Raw genomic sequence first — 7,823 nt, 5'->3', positions numbered from 1 at the left:
GGGGTGCGGCGTACGGGACGCCGCGGAACACGGCCACCCCGTGCTCGTGTCTGCCGCGCACCGCCCCGTAGGGGGTCGTGACCACGGGGGCCGTCTGGTCTGCCGTCATGCGCCCACCAGCCCTTCGCCGCGTTCGCCGTCCGGTCAACCGGTCATCCCGTCATCCGGTAATACCGGAGCGCTCCATCGTCTCCCGGTATTCCGGGGCACGGCCCGCGGACACCGCTGTTCGGACGCGGGACGGGTACGGCGGGACGGACGGCTACCGGTTCTCGCTCCGGCCGAACCTGAGGTAGGCGATCAGTCCGAACACGTTCCCGAAGGCGCAGATGGCCAGCCACGCCTGCGGCGGGAACCGCCGGGTGTCGGGGTGCCGTGAGATGTCGAACATGCACCAGACGGCAGGGATGATCGCCACCAGCGGCACGAGCGCGACCCAGGCCGTGGGCGGCGTCGAGGAGAAGGGGTCAGCCAGCATGGGGCACTGTACCGCCGCGTGGCCCTCTCGTAGATACCGGGATACCAGGGCCCGGCCCGGCAGGAGCTCGCCCGGAAGCGCCCGTCACCGCCCGGCGGGCCCCGCCGCCCAGTCGATCCCGCCGCGCAGATGGGCGAGGAAGTCCGGGTCCGCGTACGCCTCGGAGGCGTGGCCGAGGGCGGTGTAGAACACCCGGCCCCGGCCCTGTTCGCGGCACCACACCAGGGGGTGGTCGGCGCCCATGCCGCCGCCGCTGTACGACGACTCGTCGGCGCGGGCGAGGACCCGTACCGTGCCGCGCGGGTTGGTGCGGAAGTCGTACCACTCGTCGGTGAAGGCCCATGCGGCGGGCAGGTGCCGGGTGGCCGGATGGTCGTGGTCCTCGACCAGGACCCGGCCGGGCTGGTACTCGGGGTGCCGGGCGAAGCGGGCGCCGAGGAGTTCGCCGTAGTACGGCCAGTCGTACTCGGTGCAGGCCGCCGCGTGCACACCGACGAACCCGCCGCCCCGCTCGACGTGCTCCGCGAGCCGCACCCGACCTGTCGGGGTCAGCACCTCGCCGCTGGTGGAGAGGAAGACGACGGCGGCGTACGGCGCCAGGGACCGTTCGAGGGTCGCGGGGTCCTCGGTGTGCTCGACCTCGAAGCCGTCGAAGGCGCGCAGGACGGCGACGGCGTCCGGGATGGAGTCGTGGCGGTAGGCGGTGGTGCGGGTGTGGACGAGGAGTCGGCGGGCCATGGCGCACGACCCTACGCGGCCGGCTGCGCGCGGGATGCCTTCGGGTGCGTGTCCGATTCCTTCAAGACCGGCCGTCGCGGCCGGGCCTACCGTGACCGCATGACTCCACGATTCGCCGTGATCGGTCTGGTCGTCTCCGACCTGGCCGCGTCGCTCGCCTTCTACCGCCGGCTCGGCCTCGCCTTCCCCGAGGGGGCCGAGGAGCAGCCGCACGTCGAGGCCGAACTGCCCGGCGGGCCGACCCTCGCCCTGGACACCGAGGAGACCATCCGCTCCTTCCACCCCGCCTGGCGGCCACCGGCCGGGGGCGGCCGGATCTCGCTCGCCTTCCGCTGCGAGGCGCCCGCCGAGGTGGACGCCGTGTACGAGGACCTGGTCGGCGCCGGGTACCACGGGGAGCTCAAGCCGTGGGACGCCTTCTGGGGTCAGCGGTACGCGGTCGTGCACGACCCGGACGGCAACGGCGTCGACCTGTTCGCGCCGCTACCCGGGGGCGAGTAGGCCGCTCAGCGGCATCCCGGTCAACTCCCGCACGTCGCGGGACAGATGCGCCTGGTCGGCGAAGCCCGCGCGGGCCGCGGTCTCGGCGAACGGCACCCCCGTCCGGGCCAGCGCGAGCGCCCGCTGCAGGCGCAGCACACGGGCCAGCGTCTTGGGGCCGTAGCCGAAGGCGGCCAGCGAGCGGCGGTGCAGCCGGCGGGCGCCGAGGCCGAGTTCGTCGGCGGTGGCGCTCACCGGGCGGCCCGCGTCCAGGGCCGCGACGAGGTGCCGCAGCAGCGGGTCGGGCGGGCCGGTCACGGCCGCCCGCTCCAGGGCCGCCTCCTCGAGTACGGCGGCCGGGTCCCGCGCCGCGTCCAGCCGTGCGCGCAGCCGCCGGACCGGCGCGGCGGGCCACAGCTCGGCCAGCTCGACGCGGCGGTCGCGCAGCTCGTGGGCGGGCACGCCCAGGTAGGTGGGCGCCGTGCCGGGGAAGAACCGCAGGCCGGCCCAGTACGCGGACGGCCCTGCGGGGTCGTACGCCCGTGTGTCGGGCCCGGCGACCAGCAGCCGCCCCTCGCTCCACAGCAGGTCCATGCACCCGTCGGGCAGCACGGACCGGACGGCCCCGGCCCCGGACTCCGCCGGGGCCGGGGCCTTCGTCCACACCACCGCGCCGGGGAGCCGGGCGGGGCGTTCCCCGTACCCGGACGTGCGCACGGTCGTCTCGACAGCCACGGGGGCAAGGCTATGCCGTCCCTGTCGTCACAGGTGCCCGGTCAGGAACTGGGCGGCCAGGCTGGTGGCGGTCACCACCAGCCACAGGCAGCCGCCGAGGATCAGCGGTGCGGGGCCGGTGCGGCGCAGCCGGGCGGGTTCGGTGGACAGGCCGATCGCGGACAGGGCGACGGTGATCAGGAACACGGCGAGCGTGCTGAGCGGGCCGTGCGCGGCGGACGGGACGAGACCGGCGGTGTTGGCCGCGGCCAGGACGAGGAAGCCGACGAGGAACCAGGGGATCAGCCGGCCGACGCGTACCGGGCCGGGGGTGCCGGCCGTGCCGGGGGTGCCGGCCGTGCCGGGGGTGCCGGCCGTGCCGCCCGCCGTCCGCGCGCGGCGGCGGACGAGGGCGGCGAGGCCCAGGCAGATGGGGATGATCAGCAGGGTGCGGGCCAGCTTGACCACGACCGCCTGGTCCGCCGCCGCGCCGCCGTAGGTGGTGGCGGCGGCGACGACCGACGACATGTCGTTGACGGCGGTGCCCGCGAAGAGGCCGAAGGAGTGCTGGCTCATGTCCAGCAGGTGTCCGATGGCCGGGAAGGTCAGGACCGCGGCGATGTTGAAGACGAAGATCGTGGAGACCGCGTACGCCACCTCGGCCTCCGCGGCGCCGATGACCGGCGTGACCGCCGCGATCGCCGAGGCGCCGCATATGCCGGTGCCGACGCCGATCAGGGTGCGCAGGTCACCGACGATGCCCAGGCGGCGTCCGATCCAGTACGCGGCGGCCAGGCAGACGACGAGGGTGACGATCATCACCGGCAGCGAGCCGACGCCGACCCGCAGCACCTGGCCCAGGGACAGCTGGGCACCCAGGACGACCACCGCGGCCTGGAGCACCCCGCGTCCGGCGAACGCGATCCCCGGCCGCAACCGCGCCCCGGGCCGTACGACGACCGCCACCAGCACCCCGAGCACGATCCCGGTCACCGGTCCGCCGACCAGCGGGGCCAGCCGGCCCAGCGCGGTGGCGACGACGGCGACGCCGACGGCGAGGGCCAGGCCGGGGAGGCGGTCCATGCCGGGGAGACGGCCCTTACCGGCGGGACGCGCGGGACCGGCAGAGGGCACGGGCCCGGCAGAGGGCACGGCGCCTGCGGGGTCGGCTGGGTGTGCGGGTTCGGCCAGGCGGGCTTGGCTGGAGCGTGCGTCGTTCATGATCCCCACTCTGGGCGCCGGCGCCCGGCCGTTGTAGCCCTTGATCGAGCAGGAGCTCATAGCGGAACGCTATGAGCTCCTCATACGCTTCGGCTGTGACAGAACGACCCGCGCCCTTGCCGCCCCGAACCGCCGCTCTTCCGCTCCGCACCCCCGACCTGGAGTCGCTGCGGCTCCTGGTCCTCGTCGCCGACCTGGGGAGCCTGGGCCGGGCCGCCGAGCGGCTGCGGATCTCGCAGCCGTCCGCCAGCCGCCGGCTGTCCACGCTGGAGCGCGGGCTGGGGCTGGTGCTCGTCGACCGCACCCGCCGTGGCTCCCGGCTCACGCTCGCCGGGCAGGCCGTCGCGGGCCACGCCCGGCGGGTCCTGGACGAGCTGGACGAGCTGCTCGCCGGGGCCGAGAAGCTGCGCGCCCGGCGGGAGGCGGAGCTGCGCGTCGCGGCGAGCCTGACCATCGCGGAGTACCTGCTGCCGGTCTGGATCAGCGAGCTGCGGGGCCGCCGGCCCGAGCTGTACATCGGGCTGCAGGTGACCAACAGCGAGCAGGTGCCCGAGCTGGTCGAGTCGGGAGAGGCCGACGTCGGGTTCATCGAGGGACCGCAGCTGACGCGCGTGATGTCGACGCGGCAGGTGGCCGAGGACCGGCTCGTCGTCGTGGTCGACCCCGGTCACCTGTGGGCGCGCCTGCGCGAGCCGTTGTCCGCGCGGGAGCTGTCCCGTGCGCCGCTGGTGCTGCGCGAGAGCGGTTCCGGCACCCGGCAGACCCTGGACCGTGCCCTGCACCTGGCCGGCTGCGACCGTGCCCGGCCTCTGGTGGAGCTGGGCTCGACGGCCGCCGTGCGCGGCGCGGTGATCGCCGGCACCGGTCCGTCCGTCCTGAGCGAGCTGGCCGTCCGCGGGGACATCGCCGAGGGCCGGCTGGTCGCCGTCGACGTCGCGGGGGTCGACCTCACGCGCGAGCTGCGTGCGGTCTGGCCGCCCGGGCGGCGCCTGGTGGGCCCGGCGGCGGAGCTGGTGGCGGTGGCCCGCGGGGCGGCGACCGACGGGCGGGCACCACGGCAGTAGGAGCCGGCCCGGGGGGCGTACAGCCCGGGTGGCGCGGTGCCGCTGCCCGGCGGGCTACTCCGCGGGCGGTGCGGAGCCGTTCTCCCCGTTCTTCGGGGAGCTCTGGGTGTTCTTCGGGGAGCTCTGGGTGTTCTTCGGGGAGCCCTGGGTGTTCTTCGGGGAGCCCTGGGTGTTCTTCGGGGAGCCCTGGGTGTTCTTCGGGGAGCTCTGGGCGTCGTTGGCCTGCTGGGTACTCCTCGCCTGGGACCGCAGCCGTGCGGTCACGTCCTCCGGGGGCAGGAAGCGCGACCAGCGCTCGGGGAACTCCGAGGGCATGCCGGGGTCGTCCGGGTCGTCGGGGTCGTCGGGGTCGCTCTCGCGGACCGCGGCGGCGCGGGCGACGTACTCGGCGATCTGGGCCTCGCGCACCCGCTCGTTGGCCTCGCGCGCCGCGGCCGTGGCGGCGGTCGGCCAGACATGGTCGATGGCGGCGTTGACCGCGGCCCCGACGAGCACGGCGAACGCGGACACACCGATCCACAGCAGCACGGCGACCGGCGCGGCCAGGGAGCCGTAGATGGTCGGGCCCTCGACGGTGCTGGTGAGGTAGATGCGCAGCAGGAAGCTGCACACCACCCACATGGCCAGGGCGACCAGGGCGCCGGGCACGTCCTCGATCCACGGGGAGCGCACCGGCACGGACACGTGGTACAGCGTGGTCAGGAAGACGACGGACAGCACGATGACGACGGGCCAGTACAGGACCTGGACAAGGGTCGTCGACCCCGGCACGACCCGTACCACCGCGTCCGGTCCGGCCACCATCAGCGGCAGCGCGACCGAGCCGATCAGCAGGGCCACGATGAACAGCCCGAAGGCCAGCAGCCGGGTCTTGACGATGCCGCGCACGCCGTCGAGGCCGTACATCACGGTGATGGTGTCGATGAAGACGTTCACCGCGCGCGAGCCCGACCACAGGGCGATCACGAACCCGATGGAGATCACGTCGGGTCTGCCGCCCTTGGTCACGTCCCGCAGGATCGGCTGCGCGATGTCCCGCACGCCCTGGTCGGACAGGACCGTGCGGGAGGCGTCGAGGATGTTGCGCTGCACGCTGGCGATGGTGTCGGCGCCGGTCCAGGCGTCGACGTAGCCGAGCAGTCCGATCAGGCTGAGCAGCAGCGGCGGCACGGACAGCAGGGAGAAGAACGCCGCCTCGGCCGCGAGTCCCAGGATCCGGTACTCCATGCACGAGTTGACGGTGTCCTTCAGCAGCAGCCAGGCGGTCCTGCGTTTGGACACGTTCCGGTAGATGACTCGCGCCCGGTGGAGGCGGCCGGACGGCCTGTCGGGGGATTCACTGGCTGACTGCACGACCCAAAGGTATCTCCGCCGGGGCCCGCCCCACTCCCCCGCCGGGGGCGGTCACCAGGCAGGACACGGTCGGTCGTGTCCGGTTCGGCCGTGTCCGATACGGCCGTGTCCGATACGGCCGTGCGGTGACCGGCGGCGTACCGCGAGGTAGGTTGCGTGCCATGGCAGCCCGTACCCACACCGTGACCAACCAGGCGCCCCCGCTGGTCGGCTACGACGTCTTCGCCGCCGACCGTGTCCTGGCCGAGGCGGTCGAGCGGCACGTCGAGGCCGGTCTGCTCGAGGAGGTGCGCGGGGAGCTGTCGGCGCTCGGGCGGTCCGCCGGCTCGGCCCAGGTGCAGGAGTGGGCGGCGCAGGCCGATGACAACCCGCCGCGGCTGCGCACGCACGACCGCTACGGCCACCGCGTGGACGAGGTCGAGTTCCACCCGGCCTGGCACCGGCTGCTCGGCAAGGGCGTCTCGGCCGGGCTGACCGCGGCCTGGAACCGTCCGGCCGGGCACGTGCGGCGGGCGGCCGGGTTCCTCGTGTGGACGCAGGCCGAGGCCGGCACCGGCTGCCCGCTGTCGATGACCCACGCGGCCGTGCCCGCGCTGCGCGCCGACCCGGACCTGGCGGCCGAGTGGGAGCCGCGGCTGACGTCCGTGATCTACGAACGCGAGCTGCGGCCCGCCCCTCTGAAGGCCGGGGCGCTGTGCGGAATGGGCATGACCGAGAAGCAGGGCGGCAGCGACGTACGGGCGAACACCACCTCGGCGCGGCCGCTCGCCGAGGACGGCGCCTACGAGCTGACCGGGCACAAGTGGTTCTGCTCGGCGCCGATGTCGGACGGGTTCCTGGTGCTGGCGCGGGCCCCGGGAGGGCTCACCTGCTTCCTGGTGCCGCGCGTGCTGCCGGACGGCAGCCGGAACGTGTTCCTGATCCAGCGGCTGAAGGACAAGCTGGGCAACCGGTCGAACGCCTCCGCCGAGGTGGAGTTCGACGGGACCTGGGCGCGCCGGGTCGGCGAGGAGGGGCGCGGGGTGCCCACCATCATCGGGATGGTGGCGGCGACCCGGCTGGACTGCGTGCTCGGCTCGGCGGGGCTGATGCGGCAGGCGGTGGCGCAGGCGGTGCACCACTGCGCGCACCGTTCGGCCTTCGGCGGGCTGCTGATCGACAAGCCGCTGATGCGCAACGTGCTGGCCGACCTCGCGCTGGAGTCGGAGGCGGCGACGGCCCTCGGGCTGCGGCTCGCGGCCGCCTGTGACGACGGCGGCGAGCAGGAGCGGGCCTTCCTGCGTCTGGCGGTGCCGGCCGCCAAGTACTGGGTGACCAAGCGGTGCGCGCCGGTCGCGGTGGAGGCCGCCGAGTGCCTGGGCGGCAACGGGTACGTGGAGGAGTCCGGGATGCCCCGCCTGGTGCGCGAGTCCCCGCTCAACTCCATCTGGGAGGGCGCCGGGAACGTACAGGCGCTGGACGTGCTGCGCGCGCTGCGGCGGGAGCCGGGGGCGTTCGACGCGTATCTGCGGGAGGTGGGGCAGGCGCGCGGCGCCGACCACCGGCTGGACGCGGCGATCAGGAGCCTGCTGACCGAACTGGCCGACCTGGAGGGCGTGGAGGCCCGGGCCCGGCGGCTTGCCGAGCGGCTGGTGCTGGTGCTCCAGGGGGCGCTGCTGGTGCGGTACGCGCCGCCGGAGGTCGCGGACGCGTTCTGCGCCTCGCGGCTGGGCGGCGAGTGGGGTGCGGCCTTCGGCACGCTGCCGCACACGCTGGACCTGGCGGCGGTGGTGGAG

9 protein-coding genes are annotated in these 7,823 nt (G+C 74.6%); 3 read left to right on the top strand and 6 right to left on the bottom strand.

What is annotated here, in order from left to right:
- From C1I97_RS42760 to C1I97_RS26120, 3 genes are all read right to left on the bottom strand, one after another.
- Window positions 1–109, bottom strand: a 109-nt coding sequence (locus C1I97_RS42760) for a carboxylesterase family protein (RefSeq protein WP_146608294.1), incomplete at its 3' end; no start/stop codon positions are given.
- 153 nt (window positions 110–262) lie between these two features.
- Window positions 263–478, bottom strand: coding sequence for a PLDc N-terminal domain-containing protein (locus tag C1I97_RS26125; protein ID WP_111005615.1), 216 nt, complete (start codon window positions 476–478; stop codon window positions 263–265).
- Window positions 479–562: 84 nt separating this feature from the next.
- On the bottom strand, window positions 563–1,216 hold the full coding sequence (locus C1I97_RS26120) for a ThuA domain-containing protein (protein WP_111005614.1): 654 nt from the start codon (window positions 1,214–1,216) through the stop codon (window positions 563–565).
- 99 nt (window positions 1,217–1,315) lie between these two features.
- Here C1I97_RS26120 and C1I97_RS26115 point away from each other — a divergent pair, with 99 nt between their 5' ends.
- Entirely contained in the window at window positions 1,316–1,717 is a 402-nt protein-coding gene (locus C1I97_RS26115) for a VOC family protein (RefSeq protein WP_111005617.1), read from the top strand.
- Here C1I97_RS26115 and C1I97_RS26110 read toward each other — a convergent pair.
- Window positions 1,700–2,431: a helix-turn-helix transcriptional regulator gene (locus tag C1I97_RS26110; RefSeq protein ID WP_258382739.1), complete on the bottom strand. Its 732-nt coding sequence runs from the start codon at window positions 2,429–2,431 to the stop codon at window positions 1,700–1,702. The two genes, C1I97_RS26115 and C1I97_RS26110, sit on opposite strands and share 18 nt — an antisense overlap.
- Window positions 2,432–2,458: 27 nt before the next feature.
- Window positions 2,459–3,493, bottom strand: coding sequence for a YeiH family protein (locus tag C1I97_RS26105; protein WP_258382738.1), 1,035 nt, complete (start codon window positions 3,491–3,493; stop codon window positions 2,459–2,461).
- 209 nt (window positions 3,494–3,702) lie between these two features.
- Between C1I97_RS26105 and C1I97_RS26100 the strand changes: the two genes are divergently transcribed.
- Window positions 3,703–4,695: a LysR substrate-binding domain-containing protein gene (locus tag C1I97_RS26100; protein WP_441349152.1), complete on the top strand. Its 993-nt coding sequence runs from the start codon at window positions 3,703–3,705 to the stop codon at window positions 4,693–4,695.
- Window positions 4,696–4,749: 54 nt separating this feature from the next.
- On the opposite strand, the gene C1I97_RS26095 is transcribed toward C1I97_RS26100, so the two are convergent.
- Window positions 4,750–6,048: a YihY/virulence factor BrkB family protein gene (locus C1I97_RS26095; RefSeq protein WP_258382736.1), complete on the bottom strand. Its 1,299-nt coding sequence runs from the start codon at window positions 6,046–6,048 to the stop codon at window positions 4,750–4,752.
- A 161-nt stretch (window positions 6,049–6,209) separates the two neighbouring features.
- Here C1I97_RS26095 and C1I97_RS26090 point away from each other — a divergent pair.
- A partial coding sequence (locus C1I97_RS26090) for an acyl-CoA dehydrogenase family protein (RefSeq protein WP_111005612.1) occupies window positions 6,210–7,823 on the top strand: 1,614 nt, incomplete at its 3' end.

The organism is Streptomyces sp. NTH33 (assembly GCF_003236365.1).
Lineage (GTDB): Bacteria > Actinomycetota > Actinomycetes > Streptomycetales > Streptomycetaceae > Streptomyces.
The sequence above is the reverse complement of the archived record's forward strand: the minus strand, read 5'-3'. Positions and strand labels throughout refer to the sequence as shown.